Origin of the sequence: Paramagnetospirillum kuznetsovii (genome assembly GCF_003284725.1) — a bacterium.
In the GTDB taxonomy this organism is placed as follows: domain Bacteria; phylum Pseudomonadota; class Alphaproteobacteria; order Rhodospirillales; family Magnetospirillaceae; genus Phaeospirillum; species Phaeospirillum kuznetsovii.
The window spans coordinates 74705-92293 of the sequence record NZ_PGTO01000014.1 but is presented as its reverse complement, the minus strand read 5'-3'; the positions used below and the strand labels follow the sequence as shown (position 1 = coordinate 92293).

At 61.1% G+C, this 17589-nt stretch carries 18 protein-coding genes and 3 tRNA genes; 5 read left to right on the top strand and 16 right to left on the bottom strand.

The genetic code is table 11. The annotated features are described in order from the left end of the window. Positions 1-153 precede the first annotated feature (153 nt). Positions 154-227: transfer RNA gene (locus CU669_RS15720), tRNA-Gly, on the bottom strand. An 83-nt stretch (positions 228-310) separates the two neighbouring features. After that, positions 311-396 (bottom strand) — tRNA-Tyr (locus tag CU669_RS15715). A gap of 112 nt (positions 397-508) precedes the next feature. On the opposite strand from CU669_RS15715, the gene rlmB reads away from it, so the two are divergent. After that, positions 509-1312 carry a 23S rRNA (guanosine(2251)-2'-O)-methyltransferase RlmB gene (gene rlmB / locus CU669_RS15710; RefSeq protein ID WP_112146403.1) on the top strand — a complete coding sequence of 268 codons (804 nt, stop codon included), beginning with the start codon at positions 509-511 and terminating at the stop codon, positions 1310-1312. A gap of 12 nt (positions 1313-1324) precedes the next feature. Further along, a tRNA-Thr gene (locus CU669_RS15705) sits at positions 1325-1400 on the top strand. A 526-nt stretch (positions 1401-1926) separates the two neighbouring features. Here the strand turns inward: CU669_RS15705 and mamR are convergent. The 7 genes from mamR to modA all read right to left on the bottom strand — a co-directional run bounded on the left by mamR (position 1927) and on the right by modA (position 7170). Further along, complete coding sequence (gene mamR / locus CU669_RS15700; RefSeq protein WP_146747754.1) at positions 1927-2232, bottom strand: magnetosome protein MamR; 306 nt, start codon at positions 2230-2232, stop codon at positions 1927-1929. 13 nt (positions 2233-2245) lie between these two features. Then, the gene (locus CU669_RS22140) at positions 2246-2599 is read right to left on the bottom strand and encodes a CZB domain-containing protein (RefSeq protein WP_112146400.1); all 354 of its coding nucleotides are present in this window, start codon (positions 2597-2599) and stop codon (positions 2246-2248) included. 29 nt (positions 2600-2628) lie between these two features. Further along, the gene (gene mamV / locus CU669_RS15690) at positions 2629-3591 is read right to left on the bottom strand and encodes a CDF transporter MamV (protein WP_161539678.1); all 963 of its coding nucleotides are present in this window, start codon (positions 3589-3591) and stop codon (positions 2629-2631) included. 984 nt (positions 3592-4575) lie between these two features. Next, positions 4576-5418, bottom strand: coding sequence for a ModD protein (modD, locus tag CU669_RS15685; RefSeq protein WP_112146396.1), 843 nt, complete (start codon positions 5416-5418; stop codon positions 4576-4578). A gap of 2 nt (positions 5419-5420) precedes the next feature. Then, positions 5421-5951, bottom strand: coding sequence for a nitrogen fixation protein NifQ (locus CU669_RS15680; protein WP_239988742.1), 531 nt, complete (start codon positions 5949-5951; stop codon positions 5421-5423). A gap of 50 nt (positions 5952-6001) precedes the next feature. Next, positions 6002-6385, bottom strand: coding sequence for a NifB/NifX family molybdenum-iron cluster-binding protein (locus CU669_RS15675; protein ID WP_112146392.1), 384 nt, complete (start codon positions 6383-6385; stop codon positions 6002-6004). A 14-nt stretch (positions 6386-6399) separates the two neighbouring features. Then, on the bottom strand, positions 6400-7170 hold the full coding sequence (gene modA, locus CU669_RS15670; protein WP_112146390.1) for a molybdate ABC transporter substrate-binding protein: 771 nt from the start codon (positions 7168-7170) through the stop codon (positions 6400-6402). 312 nt (positions 7171-7482) lie between these two features. Between modA and CU669_RS15665 the strand changes: the two genes are divergently transcribed. The 3 genes from CU669_RS15665 (at position 7483) to CU669_RS15655 (ending at position 9683) form a co-directional block, all read left to right on the top strand. Beyond that, positions 7483-7686, top strand: coding sequence for a TOBE domain-containing protein (locus CU669_RS15665; protein WP_112146388.1), 204 nt, complete (start codon positions 7483-7485; stop codon positions 7684-7686). 65 nt (positions 7687-7751) lie between these two features. Next, positions 7752-8546 (top strand): TOBE domain-containing protein, encoded by a 795-nt coding sequence (locus CU669_RS15660; protein WP_112146386.1) that lies wholly within the window; start codon positions 7752-7754, stop codon positions 8544-8546. A 69-nt stretch (positions 8547-8615) separates the two neighbouring features. Then, positions 8616-9683, top strand: a complete 1068-nt coding sequence (locus CU669_RS15655) for an HD domain-containing phosphohydrolase (RefSeq protein WP_322096914.1) — start codon at positions 8616-8618, stop codon at positions 9681-9683. Positions 9684-9716: 33 nt separating this feature from the next. Here CU669_RS15655 and CU669_RS15650 read toward each other — a convergent pair whose 3' ends face one another. The 7 genes from CU669_RS15650 to CU669_RS15620 all read right to left on the bottom strand — a co-directional run bounded on the left by CU669_RS15650 (position 9717) and on the right by CU669_RS15620 (position 17515). After that, on the bottom strand, positions 9717-10229 hold the full coding sequence (locus CU669_RS15650) for an arsenate reductase/protein-tyrosine-phosphatase family protein (RefSeq protein WP_112146382.1): 513 nt from the start codon (positions 10227-10229) through the stop codon (positions 9717-9719). A gap of 121 nt (positions 10230-10350) precedes the next feature. Next, entirely contained in the window at positions 10351-10530 is a 180-nt protein-coding gene (locus CU669_RS15645; protein WP_112146381.1) for a hypothetical protein, read from the bottom strand. 313 nt (positions 10531-10843) lie between these two features. Next, a complete protein-coding gene (gene speB, locus CU669_RS15640; protein WP_112146379.1) occupies positions 10844-11734 on the bottom strand; it encodes an agmatinase in 891 nt (296 codons plus the stop codon). A 44-nt stretch (positions 11735-11778) separates the two neighbouring features. Then, positions 11779-14295, bottom strand: coding sequence for a bacteriohemerythrin (locus tag CU669_RS15635; protein ID WP_112146377.1), 2517 nt, complete (start codon positions 14293-14295; stop codon positions 11779-11781). 577 nt (positions 14296-14872) lie between these two features. Continuing rightward, on the bottom strand, positions 14873-15769 hold the full coding sequence (locus tag CU669_RS15630; RefSeq protein WP_112146375.1) for a LysR family transcriptional regulator: 897 nt from the start codon (positions 15767-15769) through the stop codon (positions 14873-14875). A gap of 74 nt (positions 15770-15843) precedes the next feature. Then, on the bottom strand, positions 15844-16794 hold the full coding sequence (gene trxB, locus CU669_RS15625; protein WP_112146373.1) for a thioredoxin-disulfide reductase: 951 nt from the start codon (positions 16792-16794) through the stop codon (positions 15844-15846). Positions 16795-16891: 97 nt separating this feature from the next. Further along, positions 16892-17515: a peroxiredoxin gene (locus tag CU669_RS15620; protein WP_112146371.1), complete on the bottom strand. Its 624-nt coding sequence runs from the start codon at positions 17513-17515 to the stop codon at positions 16892-16894. Positions 17516-17589: the final 74 nt, after the last annotated feature.

Below are 17589 nucleotides of genomic sequence, written 5' to 3'. Positions count from 1 at the left end.
GTCTTGCCGTGGTCAACGTGACCAATGGTGCCGATATTGCAATGCGGCTTGTTCCGCTCGAATTTAGCCTTAGCCATTTTTCAACCCGTCTGATCGCGGCGGCTGCCGCATTGGTTCATGCCGTGCTTCCGGTCGAAGCGACAGAGCGACGATTGGAGCGGGTGAAGGGAATCGAACCCTCGTCATCAGCTTGGAAGGCTGTTGCTCTACCATTGAGCTACACCCGCCAGATCGTCCCGCACGGTCGCACCGCCTGGCGCTCACACTAGAAGAAATTTCCCACCGTCACCCCGTCCCAAAAAGGGGGGAATGGTGGAGGGGGGGGGATTCGAACCTCCGTAGACTTTCGTCGGCAGATTTACAGTCTGCTGCCATTAACCGCTCGGCCACCCCTCCACACCGCCACCCGGCAAAAGCCGGGGCAACGGGAGGGCTGTACTATGGGAATTTGCCGGAGCTTGTCAATCTGAAAAGAGCACGATAAACGAGGTGTGGAAGAGGAGTTTCCATGAAGAAGCGCGACACCCGCACCGATATCCGCAATCCCCGCCGGGGAGGCGATCACCGCGGCCCCGCTCCGCGCGGCGGCGGTGGCGGCGCCTCGTTCTGGATCTACGGCACCCATGCGGCGGGCGCCGTCCTGGCCAATCCGGATCGCCGCATCCGCCGCCTGATCGCCACCACCGAGGCGGCCCGTGGGCTGGAGGGCATGCGCTTGGCGGTGCCGGTGGAACCGGTGGAGCGGGCCGAGATCGACCGCCTGCTGCCGCCCGGTTCGGTCCATCAGGGCCTCGCCGTGCTGGTGGAACCGCTGGAAGCCCTAAACGTCGAGGATGTGGGCCGAATGGCCGCCGAGATGAAGACGGCGGTGGTGGTGGTGCTCGATCAGGTCACCGATCCCCACAATGTGGGCGCCATCCTGCGCTCGGCCGCCGCTTTCGGCGCCCTGGCGGTGGTGGCGCCGGACCGGCATGCTCCGGAAGAGACAGGGGCCTTGGCCAAGGCGGCCTCGGGCGCGCTGGAACGCATGCCGCTGGTGCGCGTCACCAATGTGGTTCGCGCCCTGGAAGATTTGAAAGCCGCTGGTTTCTGGACCGCCGGTCTGGCCGCCGACGCCCCCAAGACCCTGGCCGAGGCCAAGCTGTCGGGCAAGGTGGTGATGGTGCTGGGGGCCGAAGGCGAGGGCCTGCGCCGCCTGACCCGCGAGCATTGCGACCATCTGGTGCGGCTGCCCATGACCGGAGCGGTGGAAAGCCTCAATGTCTCCAATGCCTGCGCCGTGGCGCTTTACGAACTGGCCCGGGGCAGCTAATTTCACCTCGGCGCCGGTTTAGCTCAGCTGGTAGAGCACCTGATTTGTAATCAGGGGGTCACGGGTTCAAATCCTGTAACCGGCACCAAAAAATCCATGCGGGTAGAAAGGCCCGACCGGGTGGCTGGGCCTTTTGCTTCTCCCTGTCCCCCGGAAGTCCCCCTTTGAACCCCCTTCGGCCTGTCAACGCCGGAAAGATCAAGATCTCTCGGTACAGGCATCAAAATGCGGCAAAGTCCCTGGCGAGGGCGCCGCTTTCGTGGTCCGGCTACCCAGCGATCCTGCCTCGGACGACAACCCGCCGGAAGGCGGCTGAACTACGGAACGTCAGTCCACAGTCGCGTCGGAAGCGAGAACCACACGGTTGCGACCACTTTCCTTGGCCCGGTACAGGGCGGCATCGGCGGACTGAAGGATGGACACCGTAATTGGAAACCGTAGCTTTGTTGCCTGACCACGAAAAGGTGGGCGCTGTGCCGCCAGTCCCTCGGCATGGAGAATGTTCCACATTCGACACCAGACAACACAGCCGAATCCGGCTTTGCAGCAACCGTCGGTGAGGATATTTTGCCTCAGATTGGGGCGGATGGGCCGCCCATATGGGAATTCCCGGATTAATCTGTCGGTGACACAGTGGGTGAAGCCAGATAATTGATCAGGGACTGGCCAACAATCAGATAGTTGCCGTTGCCCCCCTTGGTGGCCTGGATCGCGCCGCTTTTGATGAGCTTGAGCACATCCAGACGATCCATCTCCAAAAAATCGGCAGCATTTCCGCTGGTGTAGATACGCGATGGCTTTATCGTATTAGAACCGTAATGCTGGCTAAGTCCGAATAGTCCAAGAACGATGCTAATGGTCGAAGCTAAAATTTCCAGAATCTTGTCCATGGAAACAAGCGACTTGGATGGCTTTGCCACGATTTTCTCCTGCTCAGCTGGTCTCATTGAACCCAGTGTAGCGATATTCGAACATCGTCAGCATGAAAATGAGATCCTGGCTATCACGTTTCAACTCGTCGAGAGCAACTTCGGCCTCAACAAAATTGCGATCACTGAATAATTTCACAAGAATATCAGCTGTCTCATGGAAATGTCGATGTCGCTTCTCTAGAAATGAAATCTCTGGGTATGCACTATATTTTTCGAGCGCCTCGGAGTATATCCATTTTCCGAGTTCACACTTCCGACAGGACTCAAGTGCTGGCGCAGATTCGTGCCTGATCTTCTTTTCAAGCTGAAGCAGCCATCGGAGGTGAACTAGCCGCGCTTTTGATATGTCAATCATGCTGCCTCATCGTGTGCTATGGCGTAAAATCATTCCGAATGAAGGCTTGGAGACGCAGGCTCCTGTTTTATCGCGTCCGCGAATAAATGATCTGCCCAGTAATCTTGGACATCGTCATTTCGGCTCGTGTCTGGCACCGTGATAATCCACGCATGCTGAACCTCCGAAAAACTATCAAGTATATTTATTCTAAGGTTGTTGATAATGGCGTTGCTTTCAGCAATCGTCAGCTTTTCGTCAATTGAAACATGCATGTATACTTCCCAGAACTCACCCAAGCTGCGGCCACGGATCAGCTTTATTTCTCTAACACCCTTTGTTGTCCGTGACTTTCGGGCGATTTCATCAAGGGTTTCACGCGGAACAGTGACGTCTAAAAGACCCTTGATGGCATCCCAAGCGATGATTCTGCCAATATTCATGACAATCAGGGAGACGAGGAGCGCAGCGATGTGATCTGCAGCATCAAGCCCAGCATCGGAAAGAACGATTCCGGTGAGTACAACGATGGAGGTGATCGCATCGATGCGATTGTCACGGCTCGCAGAGCGGAGCGCAATGTTGTCATTTTCCGTCGCGACGCATGAGAGATAGCGCGACATCAGTTCGCTAAAAGCAGCGGAGACTATGACGCCGACGATGGCAAACAAAGAGCCTGTTGCCTCCACGGTGTTCGGCTCATTGAAGCTCGTGCTGGCGAGAAAGACGCCGGTCCCGATGAGTGATATTCCGATTATGAGCGAGGTAACGAACAGAATCTTTCCTGCCCCAAACGGAAAAGTCTTGCTGGGAGGAATCTTGGAAATTCGGATGCTGGCTAGGGTCAGGCTCTTGGTGATGGCGTCACCAATGGAATACAGCCCCTGCGCTGCCATGCCCATGCTGCCTGACATCACGCCAAGCAGGCTCCGGAATATCGCTTGGGCCAGCGTGCCTCCCAGATCCAACCGCGCAGCATTTTCTACGCAGGTTTTACCGCCCGAATTTCCCATGTGAACTGCTAGTCCTTCTAGGTTCCGGGCAAGGATAGCCTCCATCCTGAGCCCGGAAAAGCGCAAATTCATATTCCTGATGCTGAAATTTCCGAGATGTTTCAGCCTAATGAAGGTGTGGCCGGATCACGGGAAAGGGGGCCCTCACCGGGACGCTGTGATTGGGAGTTCATCGGTCGCCTGCCACGCCAGCGACCAATGGCGATCCCGTAACACCCTCCACCCTCACCCCCATGTCATGCCCGTGAAGGGGCGCATCTCTTGCCCCTGTCTCATCCATCCAGCCCTGCCGGTGCCACCGGCGGGGCGTTTCGTCTTGGAGACCACTCGCATGCCCCCCTTCCTCTCCCGCCAAGCGCTCTCCGTCCATTGTCGCCCTGGCAGGGCGTTTCTCCTTGCGTATCGACACATGACTGTTCCGACAGGTTCCCTCGGCAGCGCGGGAATGCCGACGGGTGCCGACAGAGCTGTACGGTTTCATCTTCATTCGGGGGAGGATGGGGAGATTGGCTGGAAGGTAGGTCGGCGCGCCGAAATACAGAGTTTGCTGGTCGGCGGCGGTGCCACAAGTTCCTGGCGTCAACGGGTCAACCTGCTTTCGCCGACCGGACAAGGCCGGATCTCGATCCTCCCCATCCTCCCCGAGGAGCGGCAACGGCCGTCGTGCTTGGTGTTTGATCTCCGTTTGGTCCCCGGCTAGTCCTCGGGGGGCAGTGGGGGCATAAGTGCCCCATGGGGTGTTCAGGGAGGAATGGTGACAGGGACCAACCGTATCCGAACCGTTTCCGCTCTTGGCTTCCTAGCCATTTTCGGTTTACGCTCCCGTTTCGTTCTTCGATTTTGTAATCAGGGGGTCGCGGGTTCGAATCCTGCAACCGGCACCAATGAATTCAACGGCCCACGCCCGATGCGTGGATCGGTCACGCGCCCCGCACGAGGCTGTCCGGCCCGATACGGTGGGGCAGGAATGCCGATGGGGCGCGTTCATGGCGACACCGCCGTGATGGTTACCTTCACATCCACCGGAGGAGCGGAATAAGGGGCGGAGGTCACCAGGATGGCGGCGCCTGCTTCGGCATAGGCGCCCGCGTTGGTGGCGTTGATTCCCCCCGCGGCGGCGATGAGGAGTCCGCTGTAATCCAGCCGCTCCACCACTTCGGCGACTTGGGCCGGGCTGAACTTTTCCAGTTGAATGACGTGGGCGTCGGCATCAGCGGCCAATGTCGCTTCGGCCAGTGAGGTGACCTCGACCACCACCTTCTTTTCCGGGCAAGTTCGCCTGAGGCGGGCGATGGCCTTGGCCATGGAATCCTCGCCCAGCAGGGCGCGATGCTCGGGGAACAGCAGCACCGAATCCGACAGGCCCAGCCGGTGGGGCACGGCGCCTCCGGCGATGACGGCCTTGATGGCGATGGCCTTGGTGCCGGGGAAGGTCTTGCGGGTACAGGCGACCACCACGTCAGGGCGCACGGCGCGGGCGGCGGCGGCGATGCGACCGGCGGCACTGGCGATGCCCGAGGCGTATTCCACCAGGGTCTGGGCCACTTTCCAGCCCGCCAATATGGCATCCGCCGGGCCGGTGGCCGAGAGAAGCACATCGCCTCGCTCCGCATGGGTTCCGCTGGCGGCGGTCAGCGCCGTGACGCAGCCCAATCGGGTCAGGATGCGGGCCGCCTCCTCGGTGGACGACGTGATCAGGGGGGCTCCCGCCCGAAAGACCATGGCGGCGGGCTCGGTTCCCAGTCCGAGAGAGCGAGTGGTAAGGTCGCCATAGGGCAGGTCGTCTTGAATGAAGCGGTCAAGCTCGGAATCGGTGATGTGAAGCATGCCTAGTCTTCCACTCCGTAGCATTCGCCAAAGTCCGGACAGACGTCGCAGACCGGCGATTTGCAGATATAGACGCCCTCGGCCTGGCACATCTCGCGGTAAAAGAACTTCTTCCAGCGCATGCCCTGGACATTGCGGGCCGCCACCGCCGGAAAGTGGCGGTGGAGCATGTCCGACAACTCCTTGCGATTTCGAAGTCCCAGGCTGACCCAAAGATGCTCGGGCTTGAGCGAACGCCGCGCCACCACACGGGCCAACCAGTCCTCGATCTCGTGGCCCTTGGCGCGGCCATCGAGCAGCAGCGCGCGGTAATCGGGCTCCTCGATGGCGTCTTCGCCCGCGTCGGCGTCCGGGCCGACCAGATCGCCGATGGCATAAGCGCCGGGAAAAGCCGTCTCCAGAAGGCGGTTCAAGCTCGGCCGGTCCAGGCCGAGGGATTGTGTCAGCGTGACGTCACCCTCGGTCATGGCGGCGGCCATGACCGAGGCGAGCACATGACGGTCCAGTGGGTCGACCGCGCCATCGGTGGACATCAACCTTTCATAGGCTTTGGAACTCTCGATCAAGGTGCGGCCAGGATTCATCAGTCCATGCTTTCGCGTCGGTAACGCTGCTCCGCTTGGCGCAGCCAGAGCGGAGTCCGCCCCCTCATTCCATCACGTAGTGCGTCCAACGCTGTTGCGATAGGTTCACCTGCGAATTTTCGAATGGGAATCACCTTGCCACGCGCAAGTCCAAGCTCGCCGTCGGGGCCGACATCGGCCACGAACGCCAGTTGGCAGCCTTCAAGGGCTTTGAGGCGGGGAGCCAATTTGGAATGGTCGCCATCCTGCCGTCCGGTCGGAAAGGATTCCAGTCCGAGGTAGCAATAGCCCTCCTCGTCCACTTCGTAGAGCATCAGATGTTGGGTCCAGCCGAGATGAGCGTCGATGCGGGCCAGATCCTGAGTGGCGATGGCAACCTTCATGGCAGGCCCCTCGGCTAGTTGATCTTGAATCCATGGCGGACGAAGACGGCCTTGGCCTCGGGGCCGCGGATATGGTCCAGCAAGGCCTTGGCGGCAGGGGTTTCCTTGCCCTTGATCAGGGCGAAGGGATAAGTGATGGGATCGTGCATGGCGTCGGGGAAAATCCCGACCACCTTGACCTTCTTGGACACGGCGGCATCGGTGGCATAGACCACGCCCAGCGGCACCTCGCCGCGCTCGACGAAGGCAAGGGCGGCGCGCACCGAATCGGTGGCGGCGATCTTGGGTTCGATGGCCTTCCACTGGCCCGCCCGTTCCATGGCTTGCTTGAAATAAAGCCCGACGGGGACGCTGTCGGGATTGCCGGTGGCGATGCGGCCCGGTCCCGCCAAGGCGGCGATGTCGGTCTTGGCGGTCAGCTCGACGCGGTCTTGCTTGGCGTCAAGGGGGGCGATCAGCACAAGGGTATTGCCCAGCAGATTGAAGCGGGTATCGGCGTTGATCAGCTTCTTGTCGGCCAGATAGTCCATCCACTTCAGATCGGCCGAAGCGAAGACCTGGGCGGGGGCTCCTTGTTCCACCTGCTTGGCGAGTGCCGAGGACGCCGCATAGGACGCCACCATCTTGGTTCCCGTCCTGGCGGCGAAGGACTCGCCGATTTCGTTCAGGGCATTGGTCAGCGAGGCGGCGGCGAACACCACCACTTCCTCGGCATGGGCAGGACCGACGACGGCCAAGGTCAGGGCGAGGGCGGTGACGGCCCCCAACAGGCGCTTCATCAGCATCGGGTCACTCCTTCATCGAAATCGAGATGTAGTTATGGTATATAACGCAAATGCGACCGAAACAACCCTGACGGTCCATTCGCATCTGAATTTGTCGCCTCTATAATCAAGGTGTCGCTATCTAATGATAATATATAGCGCTCCGATGGAGTTGCTAAAGTCATGCAATTTTTCGATATGAAGTGATACGTAATAGCGCCTAAAAACTTATAGTAACCGAACATGAACATATTGACCTATTTATGCTGCTGCCTAATATGAATGCCGAGGCTAAGTTTGGCCGCGGTTTCTATTTAAGTCAGGAGAGTTTTCATGAAGCTCAGCGCTCGCAACAATCTGAAGGGCAAGGTCGTGGCTATCGACAAGGGGCAGATCGTCGCCAAGGTCAAGATCGACATCGGCGGCCAATCCATCACCTCCCTGGTATCCAACGAGGCCATCGACGATCTGGCCCTCAAGATCGGCGACGATGTCCATGCGATCATCAAGTCGTCGGAAGTGATCATCGGCAAGTAGCTGCTTTTCGGCTGACGCGTGGCCCCCTTCGTCGTATAGTCTGCCTACATTACGAAGGGGGCATCGTGGCCGATTGCAAAGTGGAAGCCATTTTGGCGCTTAGGGGCGGCAGCCGGTCGCCGGTGGGACGCGATCGTATCGCCCTGCTGGAAGCCGTCGCCACCCAGGGCAGCATCACCAAGGCGGCCCAGGCGGTCGGCCTCAGCTACAAGGCGGCATGGGATGCCTTGAATGCCGTCAACAACCTGCTGCCGCGTCCGGCGGTGGCGGCCCAGACCGGCGGCCGCAACGGCGGCGGCGCCGTGGTCACCGAGGACGGCAAGGCGCTGATCGAAGCCTTTCATCTGCTGGAGGAACGGCTATCGCGTGTCGCCGCCCTGTTCAGCGCGGGTGACGCCCCCATCGATCCCATCCTTCTGCTTCGGAGTCTCGGCATGAAGACCAGCGCCCGTAACGCCTTTCGCTGCACCGTCACTGAAATCCACCAGGGCAGCGTCAATGCCGAGGTGATTCTTCATCTCACCGATGCGGTGACCCTGGCCGCCACCATCACCGACGAAAGCCTTCGCGATCTCGCCATTGTTCCCGGCCTGGCCGTCACCGCCTTGGTCAAGGCCTCTTTCGTCATGCTGGCGATCGGCGAGGCGGTGCCCAGCGTGTCGGCCCGCAACCGCATCCTCGGTACGGTCGCCCATCGCGAGGATGGGCCGGTCAGTTGCGAGATCACCCTGGATATCGGCGGCGGCAAGGTTTTGACCGCCGTGATCACCCGTGACGGCGCCGACGAATTGGGACTTCGGGTGGGCGCCCGCGCTTGGGCCTTGATCAAGGCGTCGCAGGTTATTTTAGCGGTGGATTAGGTGTTGGGCGCGTCCCAGGCATTTGCTATTCGCATGGGAGAATGAAGGGGAACGGACCTAAGCTAAGGTATGTACTCGTCTGAGCCGGGTGCGATGATGGCGATAAGGTCCGACGTTACATACTCGCTGCTTCTGGTGGAAGATAATCCCGGAGACGCGCGGCTGATTGAAATCATGCTTGGCGATGTTGGCGGATGCACGATCGAAAAAGCCGATTCCCTGGCCAAGGCCGTCGCCAAACTGGCCGAATTTCGCCCCGATGCCATTCTTCTGGACCTATCCCTGCCCGACGGCCAAGGGCTGACGGTCATTGATTGCATTCGCGCGGCCGCGCCGACTATTCCCGTGATCGTCGTCACCGGACTTCAGGATGAGGAGATGGCGCTGAAGGCGGTTCAGCACGGCTGCCAGGACTATCTCGTCAAGGGGGAGGGCGATGGCAACCTCATCCGCCGCGCCGTTCTTTACAGCATTGAACGGATGGCCATGGATGTGGAGCGCGAGGAATACGCAAAGCGACTGAAACAGGTCTTGCGCCAAACCGTGCGCACCGTGTCCCTCACCCTGGAAATGCGCGATCCATACACCACCGGCCATCAACGTCGGGTCGCCCAGATCGCCGGGGCTATCGGGCGTCGGCTGGGCCTGTCGGCGGAGGTGATCGAGGGGATCGAGACGGGAAGCCTCATTCACGATATCGGCAAGATACAAATTCCGGCGGAATTCCTCAGCAGGCCTGGAAAACTGTCATACGAGGCGTTCCAGGTGATCAAGACCCATCCCCGCATGGGCTGGGAGATCGTCCGCAATATCGACTTCCCGTGGCCCGTGGCCGAAATGGTGCAGCAGCATCATGAATGCATGGATGGCAGCGGCTATCCCGACGGGTTGAAGGGCGACCAGATCATTCTGGAGGCCCGCATTATCGCCGTGGCCGACGTCTTCGAGGCCATCGTCTCGCACCGGCCCTATCGCCCGGCGCTGGGGCTGGAATCCGCCATTGCCGAGATCAAGGCCTTTTCCGGCATTCGTTATGATCCGGCGGTGGTTCAGGCCTGCATCGAGATCGTCGAGGAACGTGGCGGCGTGCCGTTCGACGAGGATGTCTCCGATGTTCTGGTGCGCCGGTCTCCCTGATCAGGACGAGGTCGTCCGAGTGCCATGATGCCTTCAGGCTTGCTCGGCGCGCTCGTGGACCGCTTCCGCGTGGAGGCGCATGGCAAGGCCGTCGAGCCGCTGGGCGGGAAGTTCGGCGAACAGGTCGACTCGGCGGCGGATCATGCGCACGGTATTGGCCATGCTGGAACTGCGCTCGGCCGACGAGCCCGTTTCCAAGTCCGGCCTCGGAATGGGCCAGGACAGCACGAGGGGTGATCCGGGCAAGGTGATGTCGCCGTATCCCTCGGTCGGCTCGGTGAGGTTGAAGACGAAATCCATCTTCGGAATGCCCGCCAGTTGAAACTCGGAGAGGCCGATGGGCCTCATTTCATCGGACGCTGCTCCGGCCACCCGCAGCGCGTCGAATGTCGCGACAGGAACTTCGGCCGCTGGCCTGAAACCAGCGCTGAAGGCGCGAAATCCCTTTGACGACAGTGCATTCATCAGGGCGGCGGCGATGGGCGCCCTGACCGCGTCGTCGCCGCAGACAAACAGAATATTGAAAACTTTCCCCGACGCATCCATGGCTCAATTCCCCAATAGTCCGGGGGGGATTGTATCAATCTGCGATTGGGGTATTCGTGAAGGTTTTCGGAAGCTAATGCGATAGTGGCGCCGTGTCGCGGTCGCCGCTATCGCTGGGTGATTAATGGCGTTTGAGAAGGGAATTGGCCCGGATCACCGCTTCGCGGGCGGCGGAGGCGAGGCCTTGCTTGGTCATGATGGCCGCCGTGGTGATGTAGGTGATCTCATTGGCGCGGTCCAGCAGGTCGAAGGCCTGGGACAGTTCCCTGCCGGCATCGATCAGACGAGTCCAATTATCCATGTTTACCTCCCTAAGGCGATGCCGGTTCGATCCAGATCGGGTGGAGCTTCTTCCCAATGGGCACGGGGCGACGAATCGTTGGCGGCGCTGTCAGCGTCCGGCGCGGCTGGTGCGATAGTTTGGGGGGAAAGCGCCCGGTCTTGGGGTCACCAACATGTCCACCTCCCTTTCGGGTACCGGCCCATTCTTGCCGGCTCCTCCAAAAAGGACGCGTTCGTCGTTGCATAACCTCGGGTGGGCCATCGGCACGTGCGTGTGCGTCACTAAAATGACTTATAGACCTTCGGAGGATAAGGGACAATACCTCGAAGTGTTACATTTTCGCCGGGGCATGAAGTGACAAGTACTGCCATAGGATCGTCGCCGCGGCCAGGGCGGTGATCTCGGACACGTCATAGGCAGGGGCCACTTCCACCACGTCCATGCCGACGAAGCGGACACCATGCAGGCGCCGCAGAATGGCCATGACCTGCCAGGTGAACAGCCCCCCGATTTCCGGGGTTCCGGTGCCGGGCGCCTGGCCGGGATCGATGGCGTCGATGTCGAAGCTGAGATAGGTCGCGCCGTCGCCCACCACCTCCCTGATGGCTTCGGCCACGGCGACGGGGCCGCGCAGATGGGCCTCCTCGGCGCTGAGGATGGTGACGCCGCGCGCGGTGGTCCAGTCATGCACCTCCTTGGGCATGGGCGAGCGGATGCCGATCTGGATCATGCGCCTGGGGTCCACCAGCCCTTCTTCCAGGGCATGAAAGAAGGGCGATCCATGGGCCAGGCTCTGGCCGAAGCTGTCGGGCCAGGTATCGATATGGGCGTCGAAATGAATAAGGCCCACCGGCCCGGTCTTCTTGGTCAAGGCCCGCAGCAGCGCCAGGGTCATGGAGTGATCGCCGCCGATGGACATCAGATGCCCGAAGGCGGCCGCCTGATCCTCGATCATCCGCAGCGAGGCGGCGAGATCGCCCAGCACCAGCGCGAAGTCGCCGCGATCAGCCACCGACAGGTCCGAAAGGTCGTTCCAGCCGCCGGGATTGTCGCCATCGGCCAGCATGCGGCTGGCCCGGCGCACGGCGTGCGGTCCCTCGCGGGTGCCCGATCGGTTGGTGACGCCAAGATCCAGTGGAATGCCGACGACGCTGAACGCGGCCTCGGTGTTGGACGCCGGACGGCCAAGGAAATGGGCCGGCAAGGAAAAGGTGGGGGCCATGGCTTCCGGTCCTGTGGTGGAGGACGTAAGTCTAGGCCATCGCCCTATCCGACGCGACGGCCAATTGCCGCCACCGCCGCCTTGTCGGTCTTGAAGACGTGGTCCATCAGCCATTCCCGCAGGAATGACAGGATCTCGGTGGTGACGTTGGCCTTGCCCGATCGGAAGTCGTCGGCGAAGGCGCCGACCCGGGCCAGCAGATCCGCATGAATCTGCTGGTGCCCTTTCAGGCTGGGCAGACCGGCTTCGGCCCAGATCTTTTCCTCGCGGGCGAAATGCTCCACGGTGTAGCGCGCCAGGTTGTCCAGGATGTCGCCCGCCACCGAGCGGCCCTTGGACTTCATCATGGCGGTGCTGAGGTCGTTGACGTATTGCACCAGCATCTTGTGATCGGCATCGATCACCGCATGGCCGGTCAGCCAGTTGTCGCCCCATTTCAGGCTGGGGGCGCCATCGGTCACGCCCAATAGGAAGTTGTCGACGATGGCGCGGAGCACTTCCGACTGGCCGCTCATCTGGACCGAGGTTTCCAGCATGGCGGACGCGGAACCCTGCATCTGGGCGGCTTCCTTGACCACCCAATTGATGGATGACGCCACCATGGTGGTGCCTTGGGCGGCGTCCTGGGCGGAGCGGGCGATCTCCTTGGTGGCGGCGCCCTGTTCTTCCACCGCCGCGGCGATGGTGCCGGAAATCTGGTTGACCTGATTCACCGAGGCGGAAATCTCGCGGATGGCCACCACCGCCGATTTTCCCGCCGCCTGAACCGACGCGATCTGACGGGCGATGTCGTCGGTGGCTTGGCTCGTCTTATCGGCCAATTGCTTGACCTCATTGGCCACCACGGTGAAGCCGTGGCCGTGTTCACCGGCCCGGGCCGCCTCGATGGTGGCGTTGAGCGCCAGCAGGCGGGTCTGGGACGCGATGGTCTGGATGAAGGTGACCACGGTTCCGATATGGTTGGACGCGTCGAACAGCGATTGCACGATGGAATCGGTCTTGGCCGCGTTCTCCGCCGCCACGACGGCGATTTGCGACGCTTCGCTGACCCGCGACGAGATTTCCTCGATGGAATAGGCCAATTGCTCGGCGGCGGCGGCCATGGCTTGGACATTGGCGGTGGCGGCATTGGATGACTGATCCACCGACTGCATTTGCATGACCGTCTGACTGGCGAAGGCATCCATCTCGCGGGCGGTGGATTCGGTATCGGTGGCCGACATGGCCACGGTCTGAATGATGGCGGCCACCTCGGAATCGAAATCGGCGATCAGGGCTTCGCGTTGCTGGCTGCGCAATTCCTTGGCGGCCTGCTCTGCCTCTTGGCGAACTCTCAATTCCTCCATGGCCAGGGCGTTGTCGCGGAAGACCCGGACGGCCTTGGCCATGAGCCCGACCTCGTCGGCGCGGTGCACGCCGGGAATCTCGACCAGATTGTCGCCCTCGGCCAGACGGCTCATGGCCTCTTCCATCAGCAGTACCGGCCGCCCGATGGAGCGGGCGGAAATCACCCCGACCAGCAGCACCGTCAGCAAGGCGAGGCCGCCGACCAGGGACAGAACCCCACCCACCTGGGCGCGGGTCACGTTCTGGCGGTCGGTGGCCTCGGCGACGCCGGTATGGGCCATGGCGGCGAACGCCTGAATCCGGGGCTGCAGCGCGGCGAACATGACGCGCAGCTTGCCGATCTCGGTCTGTTGCTCCAGATGGGCGTTGCCATAGGCCACCATGTCGGCGGAATAGCGCGTCGCCATGGCGCGGAAATCATCCTTGGTGGAATTGGGGATGGCGGCCGAATCGAGGCCGATGTCGAATTGCAGGGCCTGTCCCCGGCTTTTGCCCAGATAGGAGGCGTCCTGATACAGCATGAAGTCCTTCTCGGCCTCGCGCCATCGCAGCATGCGGGTCTTCAGGTCGTCGGTGTTGGGCCACATCTTCAACTCGTCCTCGATGGCCTTCACCGAGGCGCGCAATTTGCCGCGCAAACCCTGACTCTCGGTCAGCCCCAGCGTGTTCGTCGCCTTGGCGACCACGGCGAATTGGGCTGCGACCTCATTCAGCGCGGCTTCCAGGCCGTGAATCTCGGCCTGGTGCTCCATGGCGACCGCCGAGGCCTTGATGGCCTCCAGCGCGGCGGTGACGAGGTAGTATTGGGTGTCGAAATCTTCCGCGAATTTGCTCAGGCGCTCGGCGGTCAGGCCGTTGGCGTCGGTTTCCATGACCAGGGCGCCCGCCCGGATACCGTTGGAGAGCTCAAGCAGCGATTGGTATTCCGACTGGTCGTCCAAGGCGCCGGATATGCTGCGCTCGCCCAGGGCGTAGGCCAGGCCCACCAGGACACCGGCCGCGACCACCACGCCGATCAGCAGGCTGAACCGGGCCTGGATGCTGATATTGCGGAACCAGGGGACATCGCCGTTTTTCCACCAGAGCAACAGGTGCTCGGCCAGACTGGCGCAGCGCTTCGCCGCGGCCCTGGCGACGACGCCATAGGGTCCGCCGCCGAGGCTCCCGGTCCTGCGCCACGGAGCCCAGATTGTCGCTTCCATCGTATCACTCATCTTTTCATCGCCATCCGGCCGGCAAGGGTGGGGCAGTCCCAATCTGACGGTGGCGGATTATGAAGAGGTGCTGAGATGGAAGAGGTTAAGTTTTGATGAATGATATATAAAATGAAGTTAGAATAGTTAGAGTTTAAGTGAAGTGACTGAAATAAAAGCGCAAAAAAAGTGAAACAATTTCTTGCAATACAGGTCGCAGGGATGTGATTATTTTATTCTGATTACGCAAAAAGAAACCCCCCGGTAAAAACCGGGGGGTAAAGTCTAACAGGGAGGCTTCACGTCTAGGAGACGTAGGATCCGAAGACCCCAACCCAGGCATTGCACCTGGGAACACGGTGGCGGAAGATCCGCCGAAACTTGTCGCCTGCTGCAATGCAGCAAGCAGTGATTACTGATATAGGACATGTTGCGCTGCGCAACCACCCGAATTTTCGGGCAGGCCCATGCATTTGCCGCATGACTCGGTGGGGCTCAAGCGAGCGTAGAGCGAGCGGCCAAGCGGCCGGATGGCCGCGCTTAGGCAGAGGGACAATCGAAAAGCCTAAAGCCTGATGCCTATTTAAGGCATCAGGCTTTAAAGCGCGGTTTCGGCGATCTTGGCCAGCAGGAAGTCGCGGAACACCGTGATGCGCTTGGAATTGCGCAATTCCTCGGGATAGACGAAATAGGCCTCGATCTTGGGCCCCTTCAATTCGGGCAGGATCTGGACCAGATTATCGGTCTCGGCGCTGAGATAATCGGGCATGGCGGCGATGCCGAGGCCGCTTTTGACCGCCCGATAGATACCGTAGATGTTGTTGACCTCCAGCACCGGGCGGCGCGGCCGATCCGGCGATGCTCCGGCTTCCAGCAGCCAGTTGACATTGGAGACCGGGGCGGCCACCCGAGTATCATCGCCATAGACGATGATGCGGTGATTGTCGAGATCGTCGGCCGAATTCGGGGTGCCGTATTTGTCGAGATAGGCGGGCGAGGCATAGACACTGTAATGCATGGACAGCAGGTGGCGCTGCACCAGATCGGGCTGGCGCGGCGGCATCATGCGGATGGCGATATCGGCTTCGCGCATGGCCAGATCCAACTCGCCGTCGAACAGCACCATGGTGACGTCGATATCGGGATAGGCATCCAGGAAGTCCTTGATGCGCGGTGTCAGCCACAGCGAACCGAAGGCCACGGTGGTGGTGATCTTCAGCGGGCCTTGCGGCCGTTCGCGGCTTTCGGTCAGCAGGGCCTCGGTCATGGCCAGCTTGGAAAAGACGTCGCGCGCGGTCTTGTAGAGCAGCTCGCCCTGCTCGGTCAGGATCAGGCCGCGGGCATGGCGGTGGAACAGCGGCAGGTTGAGGCTTTCCTCAAGCGCGCTGATCTGGCGGCTGACCGCCGACTGGCTGAGATTGAGCACTTCACCGGCATGGGTGAAGCTGCCCGCCTCGGCGACGGCATGAAAGACCCTCAGCTTGTCCCAGTCCATGACGACGTGAGCGCTCCTAACCGGAAAGGGGGTTCGGTCCCCCTTATGACTTTATGCCGATACTCTGCCGCAACTCAGCCCGTGTGTCCATGCGCGCCGAGAAAACGTTCCGCTTCCAGGGCGGCCATGCAGCCGGTACCGGCGGCGGTGACCGCTTGGCGATAGATCTTGTCTTGAACGTCACCGGCGGCGAAGACGCCGGGGATGTTGGTGGTCGTCGAGCCCGGCGTGGTCACCAGATAGCCCTCGGAATCCATTTCCAGCGCGCCCTTGAACAGGTCGGTGTTCGGCGTGTGGCCGATGGCGATGAAGACGCCGTCCAGCTTGATCAGGGAGGTCGCGCCGGTCTTGACGTTCTTCAGGCGCAGGCCGGTGACGCCGGGGGGATTGTCGTCGCCGACGATCTCGTCGATGACGCTGTCCCACACCACGGCGACCTTGGGATTGGCGAACAGGCGGTCCTGGGCGATCTTTTCGGCGCGCAAGGAATCGCGGCGGTGAACCAGGGTCACCTTGGAGGCGATGCCGGCCAGATAGATGGCTTCCTCCACGGCGGAGTTACCGCCGCCGATCACGGCGACTTCCTTGTTGCGGAAGAAGAAGCCGTCGCAGGTGGCGCAGGCGGAAACGCCGAATCCGGAAAACTTCTTTTCCGACTCGATGCCCAGCCAGCGGGCGGTCGCCCCGGTGCAGATGATCACGGTGTCGCCGGAATAGGTATCGCCGGAATCACCGACCGCCTGGAACGGCCGCTTGGACAAATCGACGGAGACCATCATGTCGTCCATGAAACGGGCGCCCACATGCTTGGCCTGTTCCTGCATCTGCTCCATCAGCCAGGGGCCTTGGACCGCTTCGGCGAAGCCGGGGTAGTTTTCCACATCGGTGGTGATGGTCAACTGCCCACCGGGTTGCAAGCCGGCAACCAGCATGGGTTCAAGATTGGCGCGCGCCGCATAGATGGCGGCGGTGCAGCCCGCCGGCCCGGAGCCCAAGATCAGAACCTTGCTGTGGTGGTGCGCCATGGATCAGTTTCCCCCCGGATGGTTTTGTTGCAGAACAGCATAAGGAGAGGGCGCGCCACTGGCAAGCGGCGCGCCCTCCGATATCCTTCTTCCGGACTTACAGTTCGGAAGCGTGCTTGGCCAGATAGTCGGCGACGCCATTGGGATTGGGCTTCATGCCGGCCTTGCCCTTGTTCCAACCGGCGGGGCAGACCTCGCCATGCTCTTCCGAGAATTGAAGGGCATCGACCAGACGCAGTGCCTCGTCCACATTGCGGCCCAGCGGCAGATTGTTGACGTGCTGCGACTGCACCACGCCGTTCTTGTCGATCAGGAAGGTACCGCGCAGGGCGACGCCGCCCGGCAGCAGCACGCCGTAATCCTTGGCGATGCTCTTGGTCAGATCGGCGACCATGGGGAACTGGACATTGCCGAGACCGCCCTTTTCCACCGGCGTGTTCTTCCAGGCCAGATGGGTGAAGTGGGAATCGACGCTGACGGCGATGACCTTGGTGTTACGCTCGGCGAAGGCCTTGACGCGATGGTCATGGGCCAGGATTTCCGACGGGCACACGAAGGTGAAGTCCAACGGGTAGAAGAACACCAGACCATAGGAGCCCTTCAGATAGGACTTCAGATTGAAGGTCGGGTTGATTTCGTTGTCGGGCATCACCGCGGGCGCGGTGAAGTCAGGGGCCTGTTGGCCCACCAGGACGGACGGGCTTTGGCAGGTGTCGGACATTCTTGTGGCTCCCTCGAAAGGCTTTGAGGATTGAGATGTGTCGATGAACCTAGTCGGAATCATGTCGCCGCACA

Bases quoted from the DNA above. Each gene is read 5' to 3' on its own strand.
- speB (WP_112146379.1), bottom strand. From the start codon at position 11,734: ATGGCCCCCACCTTTTCCTTGCCGGCCCATTTCCTTGGCCGTCCGGCG.
- trxB (WP_112146373.1), bottom strand. From the start codon at position 16,794: ATGGCGCACCACCACAGCAAGGTTCTGATCTTGGGCTCCGGGCCGGCG.
- modD (WP_112146396.1), bottom strand. From the start codon at position 5,418: ATGCTTCACATCACCGATTCCGAGCTTGACCGCTTCATTCAAGACGAC.
- CU669_RS15645 (WP_112146381.1), bottom strand. From the start codon at position 10,530: ATGGATAATTGGACTCGTCTGATCGATGCCGGCAGGGAACTGTCCCAG.
- rlmB (WP_112146403.1), top strand. From the start codon at position 509: ATGAAGAAGCGCGACACCCGCACCGATATCCGCAATCCCCGCCGGGGA.
- mamV (WP_161539678.1), bottom strand. From the start codon at position 3,591: ATGGGAAATTCGGGCGGTAAAACCTGCGTAGAAAATGCTGCGCGGTTG.
- CU669_RS15665 (WP_112146388.1), top strand. From the start codon at position 7,483: ATGAAGCTCAGCGCTCGCAACAATCTGAAGGGCAAGGTCGTGGCTATC.
- CU669_RS15680 (WP_239988742.1), bottom strand. From the start codon at position 5,951: ATGTCCACCGATGGCGCGGTCGACCCACTGGACCGTCATGTGCTCGCC.
- modA (WP_112146390.1), bottom strand. From the start codon at position 7,170: ATGCTGATGAAGCGCCTGTTGGGGGCCGTCACCGCCCTCGCCCTGACC.
- CU669_RS22140 (WP_112146400.1), bottom strand. From the start codon at position 2,599: ATGATTGACATATCAAAAGCGCGGCTAGTTCACCTCCGATGGCTGCTT.
- CU669_RS15650 (WP_112146382.1), bottom strand. From the start codon at position 10,229: ATGGATGCGTCGGGGAAAGTTTTCAATATTCTGTTTGTCTGCGGCGAC.
- CU669_RS15635 (WP_112146377.1), bottom strand. From the start codon at position 14,295: ATGAGTGATACGATGGAAGCGACAATCTGGGCTCCGTGGCGCAGGACC.
- CU669_RS15655 (WP_322096914.1), top strand. From the start codon at position 8,616: ATGTACTCGTCTGAGCCGGGTGCGATGATGGCGATAAGGTCCGACGTT.
- CU669_RS15675 (WP_112146392.1), bottom strand. From the start codon at position 6,385: ATGAAGGTTGCCATCGCCACTCAGGATCTGGCCCGCATCGACGCTCAT.
- CU669_RS15630 (WP_112146375.1), bottom strand. From the start codon at position 15,769: ATGGACTGGGACAAGCTGAGGGTCTTTCATGCCGTCGCCGAGGCGGGC.
- CU669_RS15620 (WP_112146371.1), bottom strand. From the start codon at position 17,515: ATGTCCGACACCTGCCAAAGCCCGTCCGTCCTGGTGGGCCAACAGGCC.